Annotated in this window: 22 protein-coding genes and 1 pseudogene; 10 read left to right on the forward strand and 13 right to left on the reverse strand. The window is 67.6% G+C overall.

From position 1 onward, the window contains the following. Positions 1-127: 127 nt before the first annotated feature. The 3 genes from IEW15_RS12990 to mscL all read right to left on the reverse strand — a co-directional run bounded on the left by IEW15_RS12990 (position 128) and on the right by mscL (position 2,574). The gene (locus IEW15_RS12990) at positions 128-673 is read right to left on the reverse strand and encodes a CC0125/CC1285 family lipoprotein (protein WP_229708070.1); all 546 of its coding nucleotides are present in this window, start codon (positions 671-673) and stop codon (positions 128-130) included. 271 nt (positions 674-944) lie between these two features. Further along, positions 945-1,655, reverse strand: coding sequence for an outer membrane protein (locus IEW15_RS12995; RefSeq protein ID WP_188578524.1), 711 nt, complete (start codon positions 1,653-1,655; stop codon positions 945-947). A 433-nt stretch (positions 1,656-2,088) separates the two neighbouring features. After that, entirely contained in the window at positions 2,089-2,574 is a 486-nt protein-coding gene (gene mscL / locus IEW15_RS13000) for a large conductance mechanosensitive channel protein MscL (protein WP_188578577.1), read from the reverse strand. Positions 2,575-2,894: 320 nt separating this feature from the next. Here mscL and IEW15_RS13005 point away from each other — a divergent pair, with 320 nt between their 5' ends. Next, positions 2,895-4,166 carry a cytochrome P450 gene (locus IEW15_RS13005; protein WP_188578526.1) on the forward strand — a complete coding sequence of 424 codons (1,272 nt, stop codon included), beginning with the start codon at positions 2,895-2,897 and terminating at the stop codon, positions 4,164-4,166. A gap of 43 nt (positions 4,167-4,209) precedes the next feature. Here IEW15_RS13005 and IEW15_RS13010 read toward each other — a convergent pair whose 3' ends face one another. From IEW15_RS13010 to IEW15_RS13035, 6 genes are read right to left on the reverse strand one after another with little or no spacing between them, the layout of a single operon-like run. Then, complete coding sequence (locus IEW15_RS13010; protein WP_188578528.1) at positions 4,210-4,998, reverse strand: heme ABC transporter ATP-binding protein; 789 nt, start codon at positions 4,996-4,998, stop codon at positions 4,210-4,212. Between the two features lie 38 nt (positions 4,999-5,036). Then, positions 5,037-6,179, reverse strand: coding sequence for a FecCD family ABC transporter permease (locus IEW15_RS13015; RefSeq protein WP_372402857.1), 1,143 nt, complete (start codon positions 6,177-6,179; stop codon positions 5,037-5,039). 57 nt (positions 6,180-6,236) lie between these two features. Further along, a complete protein-coding gene (locus IEW15_RS13020) occupies positions 6,237-7,130 on the reverse strand; it encodes a heme/hemin ABC transporter substrate-binding protein (RefSeq protein ID WP_188578532.1) in 894 nt (297 codons plus the stop codon). Next, a complete protein-coding gene (locus IEW15_RS13025) occupies positions 7,127-8,224 on the reverse strand; it encodes a hemin-degrading factor (RefSeq protein WP_188578534.1) in 1,098 nt (365 codons plus the stop codon). Before IEW15_RS13025 ends, IEW15_RS13020 begins: the two co-directional genes overlap by 4 nt. A gap of 39 nt (positions 8,225-8,263) precedes the next feature. Next, entirely contained in the window at positions 8,264-8,470 is a 207-nt protein-coding gene (gene hemP / locus IEW15_RS13030; RefSeq protein WP_188578536.1) for a hemin uptake protein HemP, read from the reverse strand. Positions 8,471-8,516: 46 nt separating this feature from the next. Beyond that, positions 8,517-10,616, reverse strand: a complete 2,100-nt coding sequence (locus IEW15_RS13035) for a TonB-dependent hemoglobin/transferrin/lactoferrin family receptor (protein WP_188578538.1) — start codon at positions 10,614-10,616, stop codon at positions 8,517-8,519. A gap of 399 nt (positions 10,617-11,015) precedes the next feature. Here IEW15_RS13035 and IEW15_RS13040 point away from each other — a divergent pair, with 399 nt between their 5' ends. After that, positions 11,016-11,534 (forward strand): Lrp/AsnC family transcriptional regulator, encoded by a 519-nt coding sequence (locus tag IEW15_RS13040; protein ID WP_188578541.1) that lies wholly within the window; start codon positions 11,016-11,018, stop codon positions 11,532-11,534. Next, positions 11,531-12,208, forward strand: a complete 678-nt coding sequence (locus IEW15_RS13045) for a LysE family translocator (protein WP_188578543.1) — start codon at positions 11,531-11,533, stop codon at positions 12,206-12,208. Before IEW15_RS13040 ends, IEW15_RS13045 begins: the two co-directional genes overlap by 4 nt. Positions 12,209-12,215: 7 nt before the next feature. On the opposite strand, the gene IEW15_RS13050 is transcribed toward IEW15_RS13045, so the two are convergent. Together IEW15_RS13050 and IEW15_RS13055 are read right to left on the reverse strand one after the other, a co-directional pair. Next, on the reverse strand, positions 12,216-12,410 hold the full coding sequence (locus IEW15_RS13050) for a hypothetical protein (protein ID WP_188578545.1): 195 nt from the start codon (positions 12,408-12,410) through the stop codon (positions 12,216-12,218). 10 nt (positions 12,411-12,420) lie between these two features. Further along, positions 12,421-13,218, reverse strand: a complete 798-nt coding sequence (locus IEW15_RS13055; RefSeq protein ID WP_188578547.1) for a hypothetical protein — start codon at positions 13,216-13,218, stop codon at positions 12,421-12,423. A 297-nt stretch (positions 13,219-13,515) separates the two neighbouring features. On the opposite strand from IEW15_RS13055, the gene IEW15_RS13060 reads away from it, so the two are divergent. Then, the gene (locus IEW15_RS13060; RefSeq protein ID WP_188578549.1) at positions 13,516-14,571 is read left to right on the forward strand and encodes a CobW family GTP-binding protein; all 1,056 of its coding nucleotides are present in this window, start codon (positions 13,516-13,518) and stop codon (positions 14,569-14,571) included. Beyond that, positions 14,555-15,625 (forward strand): WD40 repeat domain-containing protein, encoded by a 1,071-nt coding sequence (locus tag IEW15_RS13065; protein ID WP_188578551.1) that lies wholly within the window; start codon positions 14,555-14,557, stop codon positions 15,623-15,625. The genes IEW15_RS13060 and IEW15_RS13065 overlap by 17 nt, the downstream gene beginning before the upstream one ends. A gap of 68 nt (positions 15,626-15,693) precedes the next feature. Here the strand turns inward: IEW15_RS13065 and IEW15_RS13070 are convergent, their stop codons facing one another. Both IEW15_RS13070 and IEW15_RS13075 read right to left on the reverse strand, forming a co-directional pair. Continuing rightward, on the reverse strand, positions 15,694-18,126 hold the full coding sequence (locus IEW15_RS13070) for an autotransporter domain-containing protein (protein WP_188578553.1): 2,433 nt from the start codon (positions 18,124-18,126) through the stop codon (positions 15,694-15,696). Positions 18,127-18,318: 192 nt separating this feature from the next. Further along, positions 18,319-18,861 (reverse strand): GNAT family N-acetyltransferase, encoded by a 543-nt coding sequence (locus tag IEW15_RS13075; RefSeq protein WP_188578555.1) that lies wholly within the window; start codon positions 18,859-18,861, stop codon positions 18,319-18,321. Positions 18,862-19,153: 292 nt separating this feature from the next. Here IEW15_RS13075 and IEW15_RS13080 point away from each other — a divergent pair, with 292 nt between their 5' ends. The 5 genes and pseudogenes from IEW15_RS13080 to IEW15_RS26585 all read left to right on the forward strand — a co-directional run. Beyond that, positions 19,154-19,942, forward strand: coding sequence for a DeoR/GlpR family DNA-binding transcription regulator (locus IEW15_RS13080; protein ID WP_188578557.1), 789 nt, complete (start codon positions 19,154-19,156; stop codon positions 19,940-19,942). Next, positions 19,939-21,057, forward strand: coding sequence for an ABC transporter ATP-binding protein (locus tag IEW15_RS13085; RefSeq protein WP_188578559.1), 1,119 nt, complete (start codon positions 19,939-19,941; stop codon positions 21,055-21,057). The genes IEW15_RS13080 and IEW15_RS13085 overlap by 4 nt, the downstream gene beginning before the upstream one ends. A gap of 101 nt (positions 21,058-21,158) precedes the next feature. After that, positions 21,159-22,457 (forward strand): ABC transporter substrate-binding protein, encoded by a 1,299-nt coding sequence (locus tag IEW15_RS13090; protein ID WP_188578579.1) that lies wholly within the window; start codon positions 21,159-21,161, stop codon positions 22,455-22,457. 165 nt (positions 22,458-22,622) lie between these two features. Next, positions 22,623-23,462: a carbohydrate ABC transporter permease gene (locus IEW15_RS13095; protein WP_322111498.1), complete on the forward strand. Its 840-nt coding sequence runs from the start codon at positions 22,623-22,625 to the stop codon at positions 23,460-23,462. Continuing rightward, positions 23,459-23,644, forward strand: a pseudogene (locus IEW15_RS26585) (carbohydrate ABC transporter permease); the annotation flags it as partial. The gene IEW15_RS13095 and the pseudogene IEW15_RS26585, both read left to right, overlap by 4 nt. Positions 23,645-23,723: the final 79 nt, after the last annotated feature.

Raw genomic sequence — 23,723 nt, forward strand, 5'->3', positions numbered from 1 at the left:
GGTTGAGATATAGAGTATCATGAAGATTGCGACGCATGTGCAACAAGACCGTGGCATCATGCATGATGTCATGGAAGGTTGCGGCAAAATGACGCGGTGCGGTATCGGCTCAGGCGAGCCGGGCCGATCAGTCCACCCGGGGCCGGCGCAGCCCGGGCGCTATGGCCTGGGTAATCTGGCGGGCGTCATAGGCGTCGGGCTGGTCCGGCTTACGGCCGGCATAGACCAGAATTTCGAGCCAGGCGGTGTAGCGGGTATCCGCTTCTGCCGACCCCGTCGACATGCCGACCCCATATCCGGCACCGCGCCCGCTTCCCCACCCCCAGCCCCAGGCCGGCGGCGGGTTATAGCTGTAGCGGCGGTCTGGCTCGACATCGCGGCTGACGACGATGAAAAAGTCATGGCCGGTCTGAAGCGTGATTTCGGCCGCACGATACAGCAGATAGTCTTCCACTGTCGCCCGGTCGGTGGCGGCGTTGCCGGCGAAGCTGACGCGGAAACGATTGTCTTCAAGCCGCTGATTGGCATAGCCCTCGCCATGCAGCAGCGGTTGATACGGTGTCGGTCCGCTGCATGCGGCGACCAAAGCGCCAAGGCTCGCGACCAGAAGCAGTGCCGCGCGCCGACCCTGCCGCCGCGACGGCGTCACTTGCCGGAAAGTCGTCCGGAACATCATTTTTCGTCTTCCGCTGAAGGGCTGCCCGGATACGGTCCGGGCATGCGCCGGGCGGTGTCGCGCTGGGCTGCCATGCACGGGGAAGCCGCACATCGGCCGCCATTTCCGCCAATGCCATTCTATATGGCCCCAATGCCGTGAGGCGCCAGTGGCAGAGATATGTCACGACCACCGACGCCCGCCCGCCAGCCGCGTGTATATAACGACAATGGCCGCCGGTGCAGAACACCGGCGGCCATTGTTCAGGTCGACGCTGACGCGTCAGGGATCAGAAATTGATCCGCAGACCCACCATCACGTTGTGCGACCCATAGGTGTCGCTGCTGGTGACCGAGCCATCGGCCGCCCCGCTGGTGACTTCCACGGCCTGGGTGCCGAAATAGCGGTATTCGCCAACCAGCGACATGGCAGGGCTGAGGGCATAGGAGGCACCGACGATGCCCTGATAGGCCAGCACGGTGTCGTCGTCGCTCATAGCACCGGGGGCACCGGCCGCCGAGAAGCTGTCATATTCGACATAGGCCGCACCAACGCCCAGACCGATATAGGGTGTCAGGCGCGACGCCGGCAGGTACAGGTCGTGATAGACGTTGACCATACCCGACCAGACGGTGGCATCGCCATCGCTGTTGGCGAGGTTGCTGCCGCCGATCGACAGGCTGTCGACATCGTTCTGGCGATAGCCGATTTCGAGTTCGGTGCGGAACCCGCCCCACTGCGCGACGCGGCCGAAATCATAGCCGATCGCGCCGACGACGCCGTAGCCGGTGTCGAACTCGGCGGCGACCTTGCCACCGGCAAGACCCGAGCTGAAGCTCGAGTCGGACTGCATGTTCACGCCACCAAGAATTGAGCCATACCAGCCGGGCTCGCCACCGCGCAGAAGCGCGATTTCGCTGGCCACATCCTGCGCATGCGCAAAAGCAGGGAGGGCGCAGAATGCTGCGGCCACGGCGGCCACTGTCAGCTTGCGATTCATCGCTAGGGGGTCTCCTGGTATCAGGGTCGTTTGTCAGCGCCAGTGCAGGTCTTTGCCATCGCGCCAGCGTCGCCCGACCCGACATCGAGATGCCCTGGCCGGACTATGCTGGCAGATCCGCCCGCCACAATGTTCGCCTCCCCCAGACTATGGGGATTGACGCGGCTTTTGTCAGCCCCTTGCGTTAGTGCAGCAGCAAGACTGCCACAGTTGCGTTATTTTAACCACATACCATGTTGATACGTCAACTTGTCATCAAGGCGCAATCCACCGAGATCGATGCATGTCTGACGGATATTCCGGCCGGATGCCTTGCGCTTCAAACCGCCGGTCTGCCGCAGGACGAGCTTGTTGCCGATCGGTAACGCCACAACGTCGAAGGTCGTTGCCGTGGCGGCCTGTCAGACACGACGACGATCCGGCAGACCAGCCGTCAAGATTGCGGGCGCCCCGTCGTCGGCGAACGGCCTGCGCCCGGCCCGCCCGCCTGATCCCGGGCCAGCAGATCGCGGATCTGTTCCAGAACCACCAGTTCCGGTGCAGGCGGTGGCGGCGCTGCGGGCGTCGGTGGCACCTGAGCGGCTTCTTCCCGCCGCTTCATCCGGTTCATCTGCCGCACCAGCAGGAACAGCACCCAGGCCACGATCAGGAAGCTGATCACCCGGTTGATGAACACACCGATGTTGATCGTTGCCGCCCCGGCCTCTTTGGCGGCGGCAAGGCTGGTGTATTCAACCTCGCTCAGATTGATGAAGATGTCGGAAAAATCGATGCCGCCGGTGATAAATCCGATCGGCGGCATGATGATATCATTGACCAGCGACGTCACGATGCTGCCGAAAGCGGCGCCGATGATCACGCCGACGGCGAGATCGAATGCGTTGCCCTTTACGGCGAACTCTCTGAATTCATTAATGATCTTCATGGCCACGACCCGTATGGGACACCTGCATGCGCCAAGAGGCACCGGTGTCTGTTGATACCTGTCCCATGATGATTAGGCCGCCGATCGGTCGCCGCGGCAAGTGCCGCAACATCGAGCCTGCCTCCGCCCGGACCGGCGACGGGCTGGCACGCCCGGCAACCGCCCCTATATGACCTCGACCGGCGGCGGCGCGTGGCAATGCCGCAGTTGCGACCATGTTGCGGTGCGAGGCTTCATGGTATCGTTCACAACAGACAGCCCCCTGACCGAATCCCCCGGCAGGCGTGCCATGACTGATGTCGCGGAGAGCCCTGATGACCTATAGCGGATACGGCAGCGACGACGCGCCCGCCCCCGCGGCGGCGAACGGGCAGGACGAGCCGATCGATTTCGGCTCGGCCGGCTTTCGCGCCGATCCGTGGCCGGCCTATGCCGTCGCCCGCCGGACCCGCCCGGTCTGGTGGTCGGAACGCCTGGGCCAGCTATGCGTGGTGCGGCATGCCGACGTGATGCGGGTGCTGACCGATCCGGTCTTCACGGTGGAATATCCGTTCAAACGCACCCGTCAGGCCTTTGGCGAAACCCTGCTCGATATCGATGGCGATCGCCATCTGGCGCAGCGTCGTGCAGCACAGCATCTTCTGGGGTTCGAAGGGGTGGCGGCTGCCGTGGCCGGTCTGGCGCCAGGGCTGATCGGCGCCACATTGGCCGACCTGCCCGCAGATGAACCGGTCGATGCCGTCGCGGCGCTGGCCGAGCCGATCGCGCGCGGGGTGATCAGCGGGTTGTTCGGCATCGATGCCGCGACCGGCGATCGCCTTGCCCATCACCTGTCGCGCGTCAGCCGCTATATAGAACAGAGTGACGGCGACGTCGGCGGCATCGCCGATGAACGCCGCGCGCTGGAAGCCCTGATCGGACGGCTGATCGATCAGGGGCTGTCGCCACGGCCGGCGGCTCTGGCGCTGAGGGTCCAGCGGATGGCGGCCGATCTGGAACGCACCCAGTTGATGCGCCTGATCCTTCTGATGATGGCCGCCGGTGTGGAAACGCCGCTGTCGGCAATCGCCAACGCGCTGGCGGTGCTGTTGCGGCATCGCCATCTGATCGACCGGCTGGCCGTGGAGCCAAGCCTTGCCGACAGCTTCGCCCTGGAGGTCATGCGGTTTCAGCCGCCCCAGCACGACACCACCCGCTTCGTGCGCGGCCAGACCGAGATCGGTGGCGTGACCGTGCAACGGGGTGCGTCGGTCCGGGTGTTCCTGGCCAGCGCCAATCGCGACGAGACCGTGTTCCCCGCAGCGGGCCAGTTCGATCCCGAACGCTTCATGCCCGGCCGGCCACCGGTGCCGGTGCTGTCGTTCGGCGCCGGCCGCCATGCCTGCCCCGGCCGACCTTTGGCCTCGGCGATTATCGCCGAAGCCCTGCGGCGTCTGGCTGAACGCTTCGCCGACATCGCGCCCGCAGATGACTGCGATCCCACCATCGCCGGCGACAGCTTCCGCCGGCCGCGGCGCCTGACACTGGTCCTTCGGCCCCGACGGGCCACCGTGCCCGGCTACATGGCCGGCGCCGCCGTCGCCTGAGGTGCCGGCGCCGCGCCCCACCCCACTGTCAGAGGCCCCACCGTCAGAGCCAGGCGAAACCGATCTTCGGGCGCCCGGTCGTGGCGTCGATCATCACCTCGGCGGTGACGTCATAGACCGCGTCGATTGCGGCCGGGGTCAGCACCTGTGCCGGTGCGCCGCGATCGAGAATCCGCCCTGCCCGCATCAGCACCACCTCATCGGCGACCGCCGCCGCCAGATCGGGATCGTGGAGCACCGCCGCAACCGCGAGGCCACCCTCGGCCGCGCGCCGCATCACCCGCGCCAGATCGCGCTGGCGGGCGATGTCGAGCGCGGCATTGGGTTCATCCAGCAGCAATGCCCGTGTGCCAGGTTCCGCAGCACATCCCGCCGCCTGCGCCAGCGTGCGGGCCAGTTGCACCCGCCGGCGCTCGCCACCCGACAGCCGGGTGACGATGCGCCCGGCCAGAGGCTCGATGCCGGTTTCGGTCATCGCAGCGCGGATCGCAGCATGATCCTCATCCGGCGTGGCCACACCACGAAAAGGCGACCGGCCCAGCGCCACCACCTCGGCGGCGGTGAAACCGAAGCCCAGCATATCGGCCTGGCTCATCACCGCCCGCCGGCGGGCCAGCCGCTCGGCCGGTATCCGCTCCAGCGACACATTGTCGAGCGCGACCCGCCCGCCATCGGGCCGGATGGCGCCGGTGGCGAGGCCGAGCAGCGTTGATTTGCCGGCACCATTGCAGCCCAGGATCGCGACCAGATGACCGGGCCGGATGTCCAGGCTGGCCTCATCGACCAGAACCCTGCCGCCGCGGCGGCAGGTCACACGGGTGAGGCTGAGCATGGGCGAAGGCTCCAGAAAACAGGGCGGGCGGGACGCGGTCAGCCGCCACCGCGGATACGCGCCCGCAGCAGGTGGATGAAATATGGGCCCCCGATCAGGGCGGTAACGATGCCGATCGGCAGTTCGGCCGGCGCCACGATCAGCCGTGCCGGCAGGTCGGCGCCGACCAGCAGCACCGCGCCCGCCAGCATCGACAGCGGCAGCACGCCGCGATGGCCGGGCCCCGCGATCAACCGCACCAGATGCGGCACCACCAGACCGACGAAGCCGATCGTGCCCGACACCGCGACGGCGGCACCCACGCCCAGTGCCGCGCCGATCACCGCCCGGCGCCGGAGCCGCTTGCCGTCGACACCCAGATGGTAGGCATCCTGGTCGCCCAGTGCATGGGCATCCAGCCCGCGTGCCAGCGGCAGCAACAGCCAGGCCGCAACCGAGATCGCCAGCAGCGGCGCCCAGAGCAGACCCCAGCGTGCACCGCCAAGACCGCCCATCGACCAGAAGGTCAACTCGCGCAATTGCTGATCATCGCCGATGAAGGCGAACAGACCGACGCCGGCGCTGGCGATTGCCGTAATGGCGACACCGGCCAGCAGCAGCAGCGACATGTCGTGCCCCCCACCCTCGCCGCCCACACCCTCGCCGCCCCCCGAGGCGGCACCGCCGGCCAGGCGCCAGACCAGCATGGTGGCCGAAATGGCGCCGGCGAAAGCCGCAGCCGGCACCAGCGCCGATGCCGCCCAGGCCGGCAGATCCGGCAGCAGCGCATGCCCCAGCACGATTGTGGCCACGGCCGCCAGTGCAGCACCGGCCGAAATGCCGATCAGGGCCGGATCGGCCAGCGGATTGCGGAACAGGCCCTGCAACACCGCCCCCGACAGTCCCAGAACGCCGCCCACCATGATCCCCAGAATCAGGCGCGGCAGACGGATATCCAGCAGCACCGCCGCCTTGATCTGGTCGGCCCGCGCCTGATCCGCCCACGCCTGATCGGCCGCAACGGCGATCGCGGCCGGATCGAGCAGGCCGGCACGCACCAGCAACGCCCGCGCCACCGCCGGATAATCGGCCGGCATGATCGCGAGCGGCCCCACGGCCAGGCCCAGCACCGAAACCGCGATCAGCGCCACGATCAGAACCGCGCCCAGACGCCGTCGGGCGCGGTGGCGCTGGTCATGCATCGGCAAGGCCCGACCGGCGGTCACGGCGGTATCATCCAGCGTCGCCGCCATCCGGTCCTACCCCATCACCTGCGCCAGATCGGCCGCGAATGCGGTCGCGACATCGGCGGTGGACGGCCCCAGCCCCGAGAGGGCGCGGCTGTCGATGGCGATCAGCCGGCCGGCCATCGCCGCCGGGGTCAGCCGCAACTGCGGCAAGGCCAGCACCGCCTCGCGCCCGCCCAGGCGGGCGATCGCATGGGTGGGCATCGCCAGAACCTCGGGCGCCATCGCCGCCGCCGCCTCGGCCGAGATCGGGGCATAGTCGGCGCTCAACTCGAAGGCATTGCGACCACCGGCCAGGCGGATCACGGCCGCCGCGGCCGTGTCGCGCCCGGCCGCCATCAGCCCGGAATTGCCGACGCCGATCAGGCACATCACCGACGGATGCACCGGCCGCGCCGAGGCCGCTTCCGCAACCTCGGTCAGTGCCGCCGTGACCTGAAGGCCCAGCGCCACCGCCGGATCATGCAGATCGATGGCGTCACCCACCGCCACGATCGCCGCTTCGACCTGATCGATGCGGGTGGCCGAGGTCACCATCCGCAGATCGATTCCGGCAGCCCGGATCTGGTCGAGCGTCGAGGCCGGCCCGGCACCGTCATCGGCGATCACCCGGATGGCACCGGTCGCGATCACGCCTTCCGCAGCCAGGGTGCGCATATAGCCGACCTTGGGCAGACGCTGCACCGCGGCCGGACTCATACTGGTGGTGTCGACCGCGACGATGCGGTCGCCGGCCCCCAGCGCCCAGACGGTTTCGGTGACGGCGGCACCGATGGTGACCATGCGGGCGGGCACGGCCAGCGCCGGCCGTGCCCAGCCGGCGAACAGGCCGCCCGCCGCAACCGCGCCGAGTGCGGCGGTCAGGCCAAGGAACCGCCGCCGGCCGCTGTCGATCGCCGCAGTCACGCCGCACTGCCCGGCAGGGCATGCACCAGCGCCCGCCATTCCGGCAGTTCAGGCACACCCGTCTCGCGCACGCCCACCATGATCAGGAACAGATCGCCCCGATCGTCATACAGCTCAACCGCCGTCACGGTGCCGTCGACCGTGGGCTTGTCGACCTGCCAGGCGGCCGCGATGTGGTCTTCGCGGACATGCAGGTTGAAGCCCGGATCCAGAATGTTGATCCAGGGGCCGCGCGGTTCCACCCGGTTGATGGTGCCGCCCGAAATCTGGATGCAGCCCGGATTGGGCACGAAGATCATGATCCTCACCTGATCACGCGCCGCCGCTTCCAGCGCCGCGCGGAACGCGCCGTCACCCAGCTTGCGGGCGAAGCGGCCATCGGCCAGGGCCAGCGCCGCCGGACGCGACAGATTGTGGCGGTTCAACAGCGGCAGGAAATCATGGGTGTCGGCCAGATGCGACCAGTCGGTCAGGAAGGCGTCGGCATCGAACCCCTCGGGTGCCGTCGCCGCAACCGGCTCAGGCGTCGGGGCGGGCTCGAAGGCCGGCGCCTGCTGAACGGCACCACGATTGGTGGCGATCAGCGCGTCATAGGCGGCACGGTCGCTGTCGGGGCGCAGATAGATCTTGTGCATGGCCAGGCCATGGATGTCGAAGAACTGCAGGCTGCGCAGCACGGTGTCGCCGCGCGCTTCCTCGACCGCCAGCGCCGCATGCCAGCGCTTCAGGAACAGGCGCAGATCGATCGGCTTGTTGATCACCAGCCCGGCATGGGCGCCCAGCTTGACATTGCCATAGGTGCCGACGATCTCGTGCACCGCATGGTCGTTGCGGGTCAGCGCCATCACCGGGCCCAGGGTCTCGATCGCGCGGATCAGATCGCCGATATCGGCGTCCAGCCACACCACACGGGCGCCATCGGCCCCGTCACGGCCGACGGCCGATGCCACCAACTCCCCTTCCGACACGCCCAGCCGCTCGGCCTGATCGCGGACGCGCAGGCCCGGCTCGGCGGCGGCCAGGGCCGCACGGCGGCTGACAAGGTCGTCGCCGGCCGTACCGGCCGGCTGGGTGGCATTCTGGTCTGTGGACATCCGGGTCATCTCGTCTCGGTCCTCATATCGGGGCTGACCTTACTTGGTCAGGATCAGCTTGTTCTGTCTTGTGCGGCGCAGACGATAGGTCTCGCCGCAATGTGCGATCAGAACCTCGCCCGCGGCGCCCAACAGCGCCATGCTGTCCAGGCTCGGCGGCGTCGGGCCGCCCTGCTTGTGACCAGTACAACAGGCACTGGCACCATGGGGGCCGCGGCTGTTGCCCGCGGGCGCGGTCTCGCTCATGCTCGTATCCTCGGATGGTGAGCGGTCAATCGACGGCGGTGCCGCCTCAGAAGCGATAGGCGGCGGTCAGCTTCACGGTCCGTCCCGGATCGTCGAGTTCCGACAGGGCCGGGCGATAGGCCTTGTCGAAGACGTTGTCGACGCCAAGGTCGAAGCGGGCGCCCCTGAGGCCGCCGTCCGATGGCTGGAAGCTGACCCAGGCGTCATGGACGGCATAGCCCGGCGTCACGGCCTCGCCGGTCGCGACACGATCCTGTTTGTCATGGGCGACCATGCGCCAGCCGGTCACCACGTCGCCGCCCATGAATTTCAGGCCGCCGCCCAGCGAGACCTTGTCGCCGGGCAGGCCGCCCAGCGCGTCGCCCTCGGTGCGGTCGTCACCGCGGATGCGGGCCGCCCCGAAGCTCGCGAACCACAGCGGCGCATCATAGGCCAGCTCGAACTCCACACCATCCAGGCGCGCATCCTGAACGTTGTTGCGGGTGGTCGTTCCAGGATAACCCAGGAACTGCACCTGCATCTCGATGAAGTCTTCGACGTCGTTGCGGAAGGCCGCGACCCGGCCAGTGATCCGGTCGCCACTGGTGAGCACGTCGCTTTCCGACAGGGTCAGGCCGATTTCCTTGTTCTTCGCGGTCTCGGGCCGTAGATCCGGGTTGGTGACGAAGTTGTTGCCGGGGAAGTGCTCGCCGGTGGCATAGAGTTCGGTCAGCGACGGCGCCCGGAACGCCTCGGCATAGCTGGCATAGGCATTCAGCCAGGGCGTGACCGCATAGGCGACCGAGATCGAGGGGCTGACCGCGTCGTCCGACTTGCTCTCAAGGCCGCTGGCCTCGCGGTCGAACTGGTCGAAGCGCACGCCCGGTGTGAAGGTCAGGCGCTCGAAGAGCACAATCTCATCCTGAACGAACAGGCCGAGGATGTCCTGCTGCGCGTCCGGATATTGCGGCCGGATATCGCCATTGCGGTGACCATCCTGATCGTCACGATAGGCTTCGACGCCATAGGTCACGGCATGGTTGCCGAAACCGCCCAATTGAAAACGGCTGGTATTGGCAAGGTCGATGCCGGTGGTGGCAAGGTCGGTCTCGTCGAACCGGCCGGTGTCGAGCCGGCGCTCGTCGAGGCTGGTCTCGGTCCGGTAGATCTTCGCGTCCAGATCGAGCCAGGGGTTGCCGTTGCCATCAAACCGCCAACCCAGGGTCATGGTCTTCTGGTCGGTCTTGCGGTCGACGATGATGCTGTTGGTGTTGGTGTTCGCGGCCGACGGGATGATGTGCTCGTCGCGGAACTGCATGTAGGACGCGGTCAGTTGATGACCTTCCGCCGGCCGGAAAACCAGCTTGACAAGGCCGCTGCGGACATCGTCGGCGGTAAAGGGAATGGTCTCGCCGGCGCCGTTCTCCAGATCATCGGCGTCGAAGCCGGTAAAGCCGACCAGGGCCTCGGCATTGGCACCCAGACGGGTGGCGCCGATCGCGTGGCCGCCGAAGCCGTCGCCATTGCTCTCCCAACTGACACCGACCTCACCGCCCCAGGGCTCGCCATCCTCAAGGAAGGTGCCGGGATTGATGGTCTCGACCTCCATCACGCCGCCGATGGCGCCGCTGCCATAGAGCGAAGAGGCGGGCCCACGCCGCACCTCGACCCGCTCCAGCAGCGAGGGATCGATGAAGATCCGGCCGCGATGGCCGCTTTCGAAATTCTGGCGGGCGCCATCGACCCGCAGCACAACCCGCTCGCCGGTCAGGCCGCGGATCACCGGCTGCATAGCGGTGCGGCGCGGGCCGCCCGACATCTCGACACCGGGAATATCGTCGAGCAGATCGCCCAGATCATCGGGCTGACGCTGGCGGATCTCTTCGGCGCCGACCACGGTCACCGACGCCGGAACCTCGCTCACGGTCTTCTCGGTGCGGGTGCCGAGCACGGTCACCGGGTCGAGCTGAACCGGCGCGCGGCCGGCGGCAAGCTGAACCTCGCCGGTCCCGGCATCGGCGGCCAGCGCCATCATCGGCACGGTGCCGGCGGCCAGCGCGGTGCCGGCGCCCAGCAGCAGGCCGAAGGCCCGCAGGCGCCGGCTCAGCGACCGGTGGCCAGCCATATGCGGGGAATGAAACAGGGATTGTCTGGGCAGCGACGACACGGGCCAAGCCTCTCAGGACGGTTCTTTGCGACCGGACGGGCACGGCGGTTCTCCCCTGGGGCGGAGAGGCGCCGCGCCCGAGAGTGGGCACTGGCTGCCTGACGCATCCGACGACGCTCAACGCACCCCGCAGCGCGACCAGACGGGGCAGATGAGCGCGGGGACGCGCTGGGTGGCTGGCTTGTCGAGCCGGATGCGGATGTGAGGTTGCGACCGGCTCGCAATGCGGACTTTAAGCGGAGGTGTCCGCAATTGCAACTCATTCTCATGTGAGACATCACAATCGCGCGCACGGACGGATGCGATCCTGAATTTTCCACCAAACTCGAACAGATTCTTCTGGTTTGGAATATTTCAGGATGATATCCAGATAATGATCAATGAACAGGATGCTTTCCCATGCTCGACCATGCCGACCGGATCATCATCGCCCGACTTCAGGCCGATGGCCGCACCCCAATGGCAGAGCTGGGCCAGGCCGCCGGTCTCTCCACGTCGGCGGCACATGATCGTGTGCGCCGGCTGACGGAACGCGGCGTGATCGAGGGCATGACCATCCGCGTGGATCCGGTGGCCATAGGTCGGGGCGTGGTGGGCTTCGTATTCGTGGCGCTGGACCGCCCCGCGGCCGAGCCGGGCTTCATCGCAGCGACCGCCGCCGATGGTGCTGTGCTCGACTGCCACCACGTCACCGGTGACTGGTCCTATCTGCTGAAGGTGCGGGTGGCCGATATCGGCGGGCTCGAAGCCCTGCTCGGCCGCCTGAAGCGGATCGACGGGCTGGTGCGCAGCCACAGCCTGATCGCGCTGTCCTCGCCGAAGGATGGTGCCGCACCGCCGCCCTTCCCCGACCCGGCCTTCCCCGACCCGGCCTTCCCCCACCCGGCCGCCGGCCCGATTGCGAGCTCCAGATCATGACGCCGCTCGATGCATTGCTGCGCGGCATGGCGCTGGGACTGGCGGTGGCGGCACCGGTCGGGCCGATCGGGTTGATGTGCCTGCGGCGCGCCGTCACCGGCGGCTTCGGCGCCGGCATGGCCTGCGGCCTGGGCGTGGCGCTGGCCGATCTGGTCTATGCGTTGATTGCCGCCTTCGGGCTCGGCGCCGTTCTGGGTGTGGCGGCACTCGATCCGCTATGGCCCCAACTGGCCGGCGCGGTGCTGATCGCCTGGATCGGCATCGGTGCCGTCCGGCGTGGGCGCATGGTTCTGCGCCATGGAGATGCCGGGCCCGCAGCGACGGCACCGGGTCGGGGGCGTGATACCGTCACCGCATTTCTGCTGACCCTGTCGAACCCGATGACCATTGCGAGCTTCGCCGGCCTGTTCGCCGGTCTGGGGCTTGGGGCCGCCGCCGGCGATGCCGGTGCCATGGATGGCGGCGCGGTTCGAACCACCACGCCGGCCGCACTGGCGCTGGGTGTGTTTCTGGGATCGCTGGGCTGGTGGGCGATGCTGGCAGGTGCGGGGCATCGGTTCGGGCGGCGGCTGACCGCGCCCGCCCTCGCCCGCATCGATATCGCCGCCGGCCTGCTGCTGGTCGTCGGCGCCGCATGGCTGGCGATGGAAGCGGTGCACCGCGCATCGGCGTGACCGCCGGTCAGGATGCTCCCGGACCGGCGATCGGCGGCGGGTCGGAGGATGGTGCATCCATCATCACAGCCCCACGCACCAGCGCCAGCACAAGCGCCGCCGCCAGCGGCACCACCACGGCGGCAATCGCGAGCCAGGGCCGTGGTCGCGGCCGTCGGCGGGGGCGGTCCGGTGTTTCCGGGGTCGTGCGTCGCTTGCCCATGATCCGTCGCTCAGAACGTGTCGAGCTGCTGGCGCAGGTTCACGACCAGTGCCCGCACCTCGGCCACATTCAGCACAGGCTGCTCGGGGGGCAACAGGCTGGGCCAGGCGCGGGCCAGGCGGGTCAGATCATGGGCCACGATCGTCCAGCGTTCAGGATCGGCATCCTTGAAACGGGGCGCTGCCTGCCGCAGCACACCGGCTGCCACCTGCATATAGCCCAGGCTGGCCTGATAATCGGTCGCATCGACGATCCGGCCATCGACCACCGCGGCACCATAGGTGTCGGCGATCGTCCCCAGCAGCAGGCTTGCCACCTTCAAGCCGGTGTGGATGTCGCGCCGCTCGGCAACCGGCACACTGGCGGTGGCCGCGCGCAGCTTGACCAGCACGTCATCGATCCGCCGGGAAATTCCGGCCGCGGGCTGCCCAGCCTTGGCGGCCTGTAGCAGTGCTTCCAGCTCCGGCTTGAAATCCGGCACATCCCGTGCGTCGATCGACGGCTTCAAGCCGGGATACAACACCTCCAGCGGGCGGCGGAAGTGAACCAGGGCATCAGTGGCCTTGCCGTCGGCATAGAGCGCGCCGCCGACCCGCAGATGGCCTTCGACAGCACCAAGCCCGGCCACGAATTCAGGCGTGGGCAGCGGTTCGGCCTGGCTTGCGGCTGCAATCGCCGGCACGCCACCGGCAGCACCCGAAGCACCCGCCACCGATGATGCCGCCAGAGACGGCGCGCCGGCCACGGCACCGGCAATCAGTATCGCGGCGCCGAGGCCCGTCCGAAGCCTGATGCGGATGTCGGTCATGGGATGCTCCTGAAGGCTGGTGCTGACACGCACTGGCAGCGCCGGGGGATGGTGGCGCCAGTTCCACAGACAATACGCCGAGAGCGGCTGCCGCGTCGATGCCCGGGCGGCGCCGGTCGCCATCATGACGCAGCCGATGCTATGCTTCGGTCGACCGTCGGACACGGCCGAACAGGCGATATGCGCGAGCGGGCTTGGAGAACCGGCCGCACCATGCCATATCCGCAGCCTGTGGCCATGGTGCCATCCGAGATTTGGTGCCATCCGAGATTTCCGCTTCCCGTCCCGAGGACCGATATGGACAAGATCCCCGTCACCGTGCTCACCGGCTATCTTGGTGCCGGCAAGACCACGCTGTTGAACCGCATCCTGACCGAACAGCACGGCCGCAAATATGCCGTGGTGGTGAACGAGTTCGGCGAGATCGGCATCGACGGCGACCTTGTCGTGGACGCCGACGAGGAAGTGTTCACGATGAACAATGGCTGCCTGTGCTGCACCGTGCGCGGCGATCTGATCCGGATCGTGGGCGCCCTGCTGAAGCGCGCGGGCAATCTTGACGGCATCCTGATCGAGACCACCGGCCTGGCCGAGCCGGCGCCGGTGGCGCAGACCTTCTTCCTGGATCGCGACATCGCCGCCCGCACCCAGCTCGACGGCGTGGTCACGGTCGCCGATGCGCTGAACCTGGAACAGCGGTTGATCGATGCCCCCGAAGCCGCCCAGCAGGTGGCTTTCGCCGATATCGTGCTGCTGAACAAGGCCGATCTGGTCGATGCCGACACCCTGGCACGGGTGGAAGCCACCATCCGCCGGCTGAATCCACTGGCGCGCATCCATCGTACCGTGCGCAGCGACGTGCCGCTGACCGAGGTGCTGGGCCGCGGCGCCTTCGACCTGAAGCGCGCCCTGTCGCTGGAGCCCGATTTCCTGGCGGGTGGCGACCATGGGCACGATCATGGCCATGATCATCATCACGATCACGATCATGCGCATGACCACGACCACGGACATGACCACGCCCCGGCCGCCGGCGTGCTGGCCCATGATCACGATCTCAGCATCACCAGCCTGTCGCTTGCCACCGACCAGCCGCTGGACAAGACGCTGTTCGAAAGCTGGCTCAGCATGCTGCTGATGACCAAGGGCCAGGACATCCTGCGCTTCAAGGGCATCCTGAACTTCGCCGGCCAGAACCGGCGCTATGTCCTGCAGGGCGTGCACATGATTTCCGAAGGCACGCTCGACCGGCCATGGGGCGCCGATGAAGCGCGGCGCAGCCGCATGGTGATGATCGGCCGTGATCTGGATCCGGCAGAGCTGAAGCGGGGCTTCGATGGCAACATTGCTTGACGCCAAGCCGCAACCCGAGACCTATTTCACCCGCGTGGCCGAGCGCCGGCGGATGGAGGATCTTGAAACGCCGGCGGTGTCGCTGGCCTTCGATCGCGGCGGCAACAGCCTGGCGGTGGCGCTGGGCGATGGCAGCCTGCGGCTGTTCAGTCGCACCGACGGCTTCCGTCTGGGCAGGTCGGTCACGGCCCATAAGGGGCAGGTGCTGTCGATGGTGCCGGATATCGGCGCCGGCGCCTTCCTGACCGGCGGCGATGATGGCCGGGTGATGTCGGTATCCGCCGACGGCACCGCAAGCGTGCTGGCCGAGTTGGGCCGGCGCTGGGTCGAGGCTGTGGCCTGCACGCCAACCGGCGGCTTGCGGGCGGCGGCAGCGGGCAAGCGCGTGGTGCTGATCGACCGCAAGGGAGCCATTGTCGGCGATGGCGACGACCATCCGCGCACCGTGACCGGGCTGGATTTCCATCCCAAAGGCAAGCGGCTGGCGGTGATCCATGGCGACGGCGCCACCCTGTGGTGGGCGGCATCCTTCGGCCGCGCGCCGAAGCGGCTGGCCGCCGAAGGCCAGTTGATCGGCGGCCGGATGTCGCCCGATGGCGACTGGCTGGTGGCCGCCACCGGCGACAGCACGCTGAACGCATGGCGGCTGGCCGATGGCCACAAGCTGCGCATGGCCGGTTACGATGCCAAGGTGCGCAGCCTGGACTTCACCCCCAATGGCCGGATGCTGGCAACCAGCGGATCGGGCAATGCGATCATCTGGTCCTTCGCCGGCCGCAACGGTCCTGAAGGCAAGGCGCCGACCGAGCTTCCCCAGCCCTATGGCACGGGTGTGACGGCGGTGGCCTGGCATCCGAAATCGCCGACGCTGATGATCGGCTATGACCACGGCATGCTGATCGCGGTCCCGGGCGCCGGCACCGGCGCACCGGTCACCGACCCCTGCGGCAGCCCGCTGATCTCGATCGGCATTTCGCCCGATGGCGACTTCATGGCCGGGGTTACGGAATCAGGACGGCTGGCGGTCATCGACATGCGCGCCCGCAGCACCTGACCAATCCCGGCAGAAACATAAGGCAATCGAACGGCCCCGATGGTGTTCCATCGGGGCCGTTCTGCGTATCACCAGGTGATGCGCACACCGACCGTGCCGGCGTTGTCGGCAACACCGTCGCCGAAGCGGCCACGCCAGGACGCGAAGGCCGATGTCGAGGCATCGATACCGAGTGCGACTTCCACCGCCGGATCGAAGGTCAGCTCGTTGTCCCTCGCCATATCGAGCGCGAAGGCACCGGCGCTGCCGCCACCCAACCGACCCGACATGGTGTCGTCGCCGGTGGGGCTGCGATAGCCCATGCCCAGCGTCACCGCCGGCATCAGTATCGGGCCACCCAGATCGAACTGCCGGCCGACCGTCACGCCGAGGCCAGTGCCGATCTCGCCCAGCCACAGATCATCCACCGTGGCATTCAGGCTGCCGGCACCGGTTTCGGTGTAGCCCTTCTGAGCGATGCCGGCATAGCCCAGCCACAGTTCGGGCCCGACCACCCAGCCGGAGACGTCATAGGTGGCCCCCAGGCCGAGGCGGCTCTGCACCGCCAGACCCTCGGTCTCGGCATTGGCGGTGCGCAGCAGGCCCGGCAGGGCGATGGTGCGATCGGTCTCGCCCCAGCCATACCCGACCGACAATGACCCGTCGAGGTGATAGCGGCCCTGGCTGTAGCCGCCATAGGCACCCAGGCTGGCCAGATCGACCGTGCCCTCGCCCAGCCCGCCATCGGTGCGGGTGTTGGATCGGCCATAGGCCATGAAGCCGCCGACCCGCCAGCCGTCGCCGGCGGCCATGTCGATGCCGCCAACCACACCGCCGCCGCTGGCGCGGAAGCCATCGCGTTCAGCCGTGCCGTCACGGTCGAGCCACTGGCCGAAGCCGCGCACCCAGGCACCGGTTTCAGCCCCCTCCATGCCCGGCAGCCGGGCAAGCGACGCGATACCGCCCTGGCCGGAGGTGGCATCCGACATCACCGTGGCCACGGCCGCGAACTGGCGCTGGATGTCCAGGCCGGCGGTGCCGGCGGCACCGGCGCGCAGCCCCCCCAGCCGGGCCGAGACGGTCCGGCCGATTTCGCCCAACAGTGCCAGGCTGGCCTCGGCGGTGGCAAGGTTGCGGTCAGGGCCAAGTTGGGCCAGCGCCGCATCGATATTGGCGCGGCCGACGACGTCGAGCGCGCGATAGGCGGCAAGCGGGTCGGCGGCATAGCCATCGGCCAGCAGATTGCCGAAGCTGCGCGCCATCTCGGTGGCGCGGGCGCTATCTGCGGCCGTCCCCATGGCGCCGGTGCGGGCCGACACCAGCAGATAGGCTGCCTTGTCGACCTGGATCAGCTTGAAGATCAGCTTCTGCGGCACCGGCTGGCCCTGCTCGTCGATGCGGGTCGACAGCGTGTCGTCGTCATAGGTGACGTCGGTGCCGGTCAGTTGCAACGCCGACAGGATCTCGCCCAGCGAGGCGCCAGGCGATGCCGAGGCCAGCAAAGCCACGGCGCCGGCAACATGGGGCGCCGCCATTGATGTGCCGGAGAACGGCGCATAGCCACCGTTATAGACCGACGACACCACATCGACGCCCGGCGCCATCAGTTCGACCAGTTCCGACTGGTTGGAAAAGTCGGCGATGATGAGGTTGTTGTCGACCGCGCCCACCGGAACGGCGCCAGTCAGGCAGGCCGGGGTCGATACGGTGGTGGTGTGATACTCATTGCCTGACGACACGATGCTGGCGATGTTCGCCGCTGCCGCACCCTGGAACGCCGCCGACGTCTCGGCACCACCAGGCGTGGTCTCATCGCAGATCCCGGAATACTCGCCGGCACCCAGGCTCATATTGACCGCGACCACCCGATACTGGGCCGCAAGTGTCGCAACATGATCGTAAGCGCGGGTGATGATGCCATTGAGTGCAACCGCGCAATCGGGGTCATCGGTGCCGCAGCCGGCTTCCTCGTCCAGCCCCTCAGGGGAGGCCATGCGGATCGCCGCGATCATCGCGTCGGGCGCCACGCCGAAGGCCTCGCCATTATTGCCGGCGACGGTGCCGGCAACATGGGTACCGTGGGCCGCGTCTTCATCGCTGTAATCGGGGGATGCGCTGCCGGCGCCGGTCGCGAAGTCGGTGCCATTGCCGCAATCGGCCGACACATCGCCGACCGACATGCCAACACAGGCTTCCTCGACCACGTTCTTCTGAAGGAAGGGGTGGCTGGCCTCGACGCCGCTGTCGATCACCACCACCATCGTGCCCTGGCCGGTGATGCCGCGTTCCCACAGCGCCCGCGCACCGATCAGATCGACGGAATTCATCACCCCGCCCGGCTGGTCGGCATGGGCCGGGTTCACCTCGGCCACCAGACCGGCAAGGCCACCTGCGAGTGCGGTGGTCACGGCAAGACTTGCAGCGAGCCGCGAACCGCCATCGAGGCGACGTCGGATGGTGCGGGACAGGCGAAGATCATCGGGCCGCCCGGCGATGCCGGCGGAGGGCTGAGCGGTGGTCATCGGTGACGGAACTCTCATACAGGGCCGACAAGGGAGGTCGCCTGCCCCGGTTAATCAATGCCCCACAATCGCCAGCCGACCAAAGAACGTCAATATTATGTAAAACCGGATCAACCAAGGTTTACCCGCAGCGATCAAGACACTGCATAATGATCGATCAAAAATGGCCGGACGTGCACAACGAAACGCGCGTCACGCCAAACGCTTCTCTAGGCGGAGCTTCTCGATCATCATGTGAAGATCACGGTCACGCGTGGTGAACCGTTCCACCAGCCGATATCCACGCCGCCGAAAGAAGGCAAGCGACCGATCGTTTCCGATCAGGGTTTCAAGCGTGACACGTTTGCAGCCCCTGGCCGCTGCCGCCTGTTCAAACGCGGCCAGCAACTGGCTGCCAAGCCCCCGGCCCCAGGCCCGCGGCTCCACCCACAGATCGGTCAGTTGTTCGTCGCCGGGCTCGCTGGCCACCACGCCCAGCACATGGCCGCCGACATCGGCCACCAGCATCCGTTCGGGCGCATCCCGCAGGATTGCCGCGATGGCCGCACCGTCGGCCATCGGTGCGCGCGCCGATGCCGGCAGCAGGCCGCCGGGCCCCTTTTCCCAGGCGGCAATACACACCCGCAGCGCCGCCGTCGCGTCGCCGGCACGGATCTCGCGGACCGTCACCGGCAGATTGGCCGCCGCCGGCTTTGCCGCCGCAGCATCGCCCGTAGAACCGGTGCGTCTGTCCATTGCCTTGATGCCCTACCTGTCGCGCCTGCCGTCCCGTTCAACAGGCACGGGATGAGCCCTTCGGCCTGCGGGGAGGAGACCATGTCATTGTGCAGCACCCCACCGGGCCGATCAAATGAAGCTTCTAGCCGAAATCAACCGTGGTGGGCCAGCAGCGAATGCACAGGGTGCATTCTGTTCGGATGAAAATCACACATCGCGCGAACGAACCAGTTATCGTCGTCAATCCGTCATCAAATGAAAACCGAAGCTTCTTTTGAACAGCCGGGCCGAAGCGCTCACGATGCCGCCCATGAACGCAACACGCCGCCGATCAGAAATTCTGGCCATGATCCGCGATGCCGGCTATGTCGGCATCGACGCCCTGGCCGCGCGCTTCGATGTGACGCCCCAGACCATCCGGCGCGACGTGAACGTGCTGTCGGATGACGGCCGGCTGCGGCGCATGCATGGCGGCGCCGCCTGGCCCGACCGCAACATCGCCTATGGCACGCGCCAGGTGCTTAACCTGGCCGCCAAGCAGTCGATCGCACGGGCCACGGCCGCACTGATCCCCGACGGCGCGTCGCTGTCGCTGGGCATCGGCACCACACCCGAACAGGTGGCCCGGGTTCTGGCCGAACGCGGCGCCGCCTTCACCGTCATCACCAACAACATCGCCATCGCCAATCTGCTGTCGGATGCCGGCCAGATCGACATCACGATTGCCGGCGGGCGGTTGAGCGACCGGGGCGTGGTGGGTGAGGCGGCGGAGCGGGTGTTCAGCGCCTATCGGGTCGATTTCGGCATTGCCGGGGTCGGCGGCATCGATCCCGACGGCACCCTGCTGGACTTCACCCCCGACGAGGTGCGCGCAAGGCTGGCGATCAGCCGTCATTGCCGGCACCGACTGCTGATCGCCGACGCATCGAAATTCGGTCGCACGGCCAGTGCCAGCGGCGGCCGGATCGACGACACCGACACCCTGATCACCGATCTGCCGCCCCCGGAGCCGATCGCGGCCCATCTCGACCGGGTGGGCACGCGCGTGATCGTCGCCGGCGGACAGGACCGGATATGGCAACAGGAGACCGGCCGATGACCGGGATTGCGCCGCCGCCAATACCGGATCCCGCCGCCGGCGTCGGTCTGAGCCTGCATCATGTGTCGCGGCGCTGGGGCGATTTCAGCGCACTGGACGATGTCTCGCTGGAGGCCCGCCCCGGCGAGCTTCTGGTGCTGCTGGGGCCATCGGGCTGCGGCAAATCAACCACCTTGCGGATCATTGCCGGGCTGGACGCCGCCGATGCCGGCCGGGTGGTCATCGCCGGCCGCGACGTCACCCGGGTGCCCGCGGGCAATCGCGATCTGGCGATGGTCTTCCAGTCCTATGCGCTGTTTCCGCATCTGTCGGTCGCCCGCAACATCCTGTTCGGGCTGGAGGTGCGCGGCCTGCCCGTGGCCGAACGCCAGCAGCGGCTTGCGGAGGTCGCCGGGCTTCTGGGGCTGGGCGGGCTGCTCGACCGGCGACCGGCACAGCTATCGGGCGGTCAGCAGCAGCGGGTGGCCCTGGGCCGGGCCCTGGTCGCCCGCGCGCCGCTGTGCCTGATGGACGAACCGCTGTCGAACCTGGATGCGCGGTTGCGGGCCGAGATGCGGCGCGAGATCCGCGCCCTGCAGCAGCGCCTGGGCCTGACCATGGTCTATGTCACCCACGATCAGGCCGAAGCGATGAGCATGGCCGATCAGGTGGTGCTGATGAATGGCGGGCGCGTCGAACAGGCCGCGGCCCCCGACCGTCTGTATGAGCGGCCGGAGACGGTCTTTGCCGCCCGCTTCATCGGCCAGCCGCCGATCAGTCTGGTGCGGCCACCGCGCATGGCCGGCCGGCTGGCAGGTGCGCGTGCCGAGGATATCACGCTGACGCCGCTGGCCGATCCGATGCGCCCGCACCCGCCCCGCCCCGCCCATCCCCTGACCGGCATGGTGGTCGACCGCGAATATCTGGGCGCCGACTGCCTTGTGGGCGTGCAACTGGATGGTTTCGCCCCCGCAGACGGGCGGCTGACCGCACGGTTGCCCGGCCACCATCCCGCAAGCCCGGGCATGGTGGTCTCTGTGTCGATCGCCCCCGGACGCCTGCATGTCTTCGATGCAGAAACCGGCCGTCGTGTTGCCGCGTCCGGCACCAATGCCGGGCAGTTGCTCGGCGTCTGAGACAATCCCGTCCGCCCCAAACCGCCCCGCCCTAACCCCCCCGCCCTAAAGCCCTGCTGGCTGACCCCGTCCACGCACCCCTCCGGAGGACATGTTAGATGATGCCCCGCATCCTGACCCAGACGGCACGCGCCGCCCTTGCCGGCGCCGCGGCGCTTGGCTTCGCCACCGCCGCCCACGCAGCCGACAAGACCAGCATCGATTTCTATTATCCAGTCGCGGTCGGCGGCCCGATCACCAAACTGATCGACGATTATGTCGCGCGCTTCGAGGCCGAGAACCCCGCCATCGACGTGAACCCGATCTATGCCGGCAGCTATCAGGACACGGTCACCAAGGCGCTGACCGCGTTCAAGGGTGGCGATGCCCCCGAAGTGGCGGTGATGCTGTCGACCGACATGTACACGCTGATCGATGAAGGCGCGATCGTGCCCTTCGACGACATCGCCACCACCCCGGAACAGAAGGCCCTGCCCGACGCGTTCTATCCGGCGTTCATGGCCAACAGCCAGGCCGGCGGCAAGACCTGGGGCATTCCGTTCCAGCGTTCCACCATCGTCGCCTTCTGGAACAAGGATGCCTTCCGCGAGGCCGGACTCGACCCCGAGAAGGGCCCCGACAGCTGGGCCGAGTATGTCGACTATGGCCACAAGCTGACGAAGCGCGATGCCGCCGGCAACGTCACCCGCTGGGGCGTGCAGATCCCATCCTCGGGCTTCCCCTACTGGCTGTTTCAGGCCCTGACCACCCAGAACGACATCGAACTGGCCACAGATGACGGTACGGTCACCAATTTCGACGATCCAAAGGTGATCGAGGCGCTGAGCTTCTGGCGCAGCCTGTCGGCCGACGAGAAGATCCATGCCCCCGGCATCGTTGAATGGGGCACCACGCCGCGCGACTTCTTCGAAGGCAAGGCGGCGATGATCTGGACCACCACCGGCAATCTGACCAATATCCGCAAGAACGCGCCGTTCGACTTCGGCGTCGGCATGCTGCCGGCCAAGACCCGGCGCGGATCGCCCACCGGCGGCGGCAATTTTTATGTGCTGTCGCAGGCAACCGATGCCCAGAAGCAGGCGGCGATGACCTTCGTCACCTGGATGACCACGCCGGAGCGCGCGGCCCAGTGGGGCATCGATACCGGCTATGTGGCGGTGCGCCCCGATGCCTGGCAGACCCCGGCGATGCAGGCCTATGTGAAGGATTTCCCGCCCGCGGCCGTCGCCCGCGACCAGTTGGAGCATTCGGTGGCCGAGCTGTCGACGCATGAGAACCAGCGCGTCACCCAGACCCTGAACAACGCGTTGCAGGCCGTGCTGACCGGCGCCAAGGAACCCGCCCCGGCGCTGGCCAAGGCCCAGTCGGAAGCCCAGCGCATCCTGCGCAGCTATCGCTGATCCGCGACACCGCCACCATCACCGCCCCTGAATGCCGGGTCGCCCCGCCCGGCATTCAGGGGCGCTCTCGCCGTTTTCACGCCGAAAGCCACCCCCATGCGCCTGACGGCCCGCCGCCCGTTCCGCCATCCGCCCGCGCTCCGCCATCTTCTGCCCGCGAGCCTGATGCTGCTGCCGGCGGTGGTGCTGCTTGGCGCATTCACGCATCTGCCGGCGGTGCAGACGGTGATCTCGGCGCTCTATACCACCCCCAAGGCCAACCGGCCGGCCCGCTTCATCGGGCTCGATCATTACCGCTTTCTGCTCGACGACCCGGTGTTCCTGAAGGCCGCCTGGAACAATCTGATCTTCGCGGCCGCCACGGTGCCCGCCACCATCCTGATCTCGCTGGGCATGGCGATGCTGGTGTCGTCGAAGATCCGTGGCCGCGGCTTGGCCCGGCTCGCCTTCTTCACGCCGACCGTGCTGCCGATGATCGCGATCGGCAATATCTGGCTGTTCTTCTACACCCCTGGCTATGGCCTGCTCGACCAGATCACTGGCCTGTTCGGCTTCGGCGCCACCAACTGGCTGGGCTCGCAGGAAACCGCGCTCGGCGCCATCATCGTGGTGGCGATCTGGAAGGAAGCCGGATTTTTCATGATCTTCTATCTGGCGGCACTCACCCAGATTCCCCCGCAATTGATCGAGGCGGCGACCCTGGAAGGCGCCGGGCCATGGGCGCGGTTCCGGCGGGTGATCTGGCCACTGGTAGCCCCCACCACCCTGTTCGTGCTGGTCAACGCCATCATCAATGCCTGCCGGATGGTCGATCACGTGATCGTCATGACACGCGGCGGACCCGACAACGCCACCACCCTGCTGCTGCTCTATGTCTATGAAACCGGCTTCCGGTTCTGGGATACCGGCTATGCGGCGGCAATCTCGGTGGTGCTGCTGGTCATCCTGGCCTTGGCCGGCATCGGCCAGTTCATTCTGCTCGATCGCAAGGTGCACTATCGATGAGCCCGACACGCCCGTTCACGCGCCATGATCGCGCCCTGCCCGGCCTGCCCGGTCTGCGCGGCCTGATCGATCTGGGCGCCTGGCTGCTGGCGGTGCTGTGGGCGCTGCCCGTGCTATATGCGATCTGGACGGCATTTCATCCCGGCGCCTACGCGACCCGGTTCAGCCTGTTCGCCCCCCTGAGAGCCTGTTGCAGAATGGGTCTTCGGAATGTGTCGCGATCGCAGTGAGATCCGCCCTTGAGCCTGCGGCCGGCGCCTG

The sequence above is a fragment of the Tistrella bauzanensis genome, from assembly GCF_014636235.1.
GTDB classification, from domain to species: domain Bacteria; phylum Pseudomonadota; class Alphaproteobacteria; order Tistrellales; family Tistrellaceae; genus Tistrella; species Tistrella bauzanensis.

Coding starts and splice junctions, on each gene's coding strand:
- IEW15_RS12990 (WP_229708070.1), bottom strand. CDS start 673: ATGTTCCGGACGACTTTCCGGCAAGTGACGCCGTCGCGGCGGCAGGGT.
- IEW15_RS12995 (WP_188578524.1), bottom strand. CDS start 1,655: ATGAATCGCAAGCTGACAGTGGCCGCCGTGGCCGCAGCATTCTGCGCC.
- IEW15_RS13005 (WP_188578526.1), top strand. CDS start 2,895: ATGACCTATAGCGGATACGGCAGCGACGACGCGCCCGCCCCCGCGGCG.
- IEW15_RS13010 (WP_188578528.1), bottom strand. CDS start 4,998: ATGCTCAGCCTCACCCGTGTGACCTGCCGCCGCGGCGGCAGGGTTCTG.
- IEW15_RS13015 (WP_372402857.1), bottom strand. CDS start 6,179: ATGCATGACCAGCGCCACCGCGCCCGACGGCGTCTGGGCGCGGTTCTG.
- IEW15_RS13025 (WP_188578534.1), bottom strand. CDS start 8,224: ATGTCCACAGACCAGAATGCCACCCAGCCGGCCGGTACGGCCGGCGAC.
- hemP (WP_188578536.1), bottom strand. CDS start 8,470: ATGAGCGAGACCGCGCCCGCGGGCAACAGCCGCGGCCCCCATGGTGCC.
- IEW15_RS13040 (WP_188578541.1), top strand. CDS start 11,016: ATGCTCGACCATGCCGACCGGATCATCATCGCCCGACTTCAGGCCGAT.
- IEW15_RS13045 (WP_188578543.1), top strand. CDS start 11,531: ATGACGCCGCTCGATGCATTGCTGCGCGGCATGGCGCTGGGACTGGCG.
- IEW15_RS13050 (WP_188578545.1), bottom strand. CDS start 12,410: ATGGGCAAGCGACGCACGACCCCGGAAACACCGGACCGCCCCCGCCGA.
- IEW15_RS13055 (WP_188578547.1), bottom strand. CDS start 13,218: ATGACCGACATCCGCATCAGGCTTCGGACGGGCCTCGGCGCCGCGATA.
- IEW15_RS13060 (WP_188578549.1), top strand. CDS start 13,516: ATGGACAAGATCCCCGTCACCGTGCTCACCGGCTATCTTGGTGCCGGC.
- IEW15_RS13065 (WP_188578551.1), top strand. CDS start 14,555: ATGGCAACATTGCTTGACGCCAAGCCGCAACCCGAGACCTATTTCACC.
- IEW15_RS13070 (WP_188578553.1), bottom strand. CDS start 18,126: ATGACCACCGCTCAGCCCTCCGCCGGCATCGCCGGGCGGCCCGATGAT.
- IEW15_RS13075 (WP_188578555.1), bottom strand. CDS start 18,861: ATGGACAGACGCACCGGTTCTACGGGCGATGCTGCGGCGGCAAAGCCG.
- IEW15_RS13080 (WP_188578557.1), top strand. CDS start 19,154: ATGAACGCAACACGCCGCCGATCAGAAATTCTGGCCATGATCCGCGAT.
- IEW15_RS13085 (WP_188578559.1), top strand. CDS start 19,939: ATGACCGGGATTGCGCCGCCGCCAATACCGGATCCCGCCGCCGGCGTC.
- IEW15_RS13090 (WP_188578579.1), top strand. CDS start 21,159: ATGCCCCGCATCCTGACCCAGACGGCACGCGCCGCCCTTGCCGGCGCC.
- IEW15_RS13095 (WP_322111498.1), top strand. CDS start 22,623: ATGCTGCTGCCGGCGGTGGTGCTGCTTGGCGCATTCACGCATCTGCCG.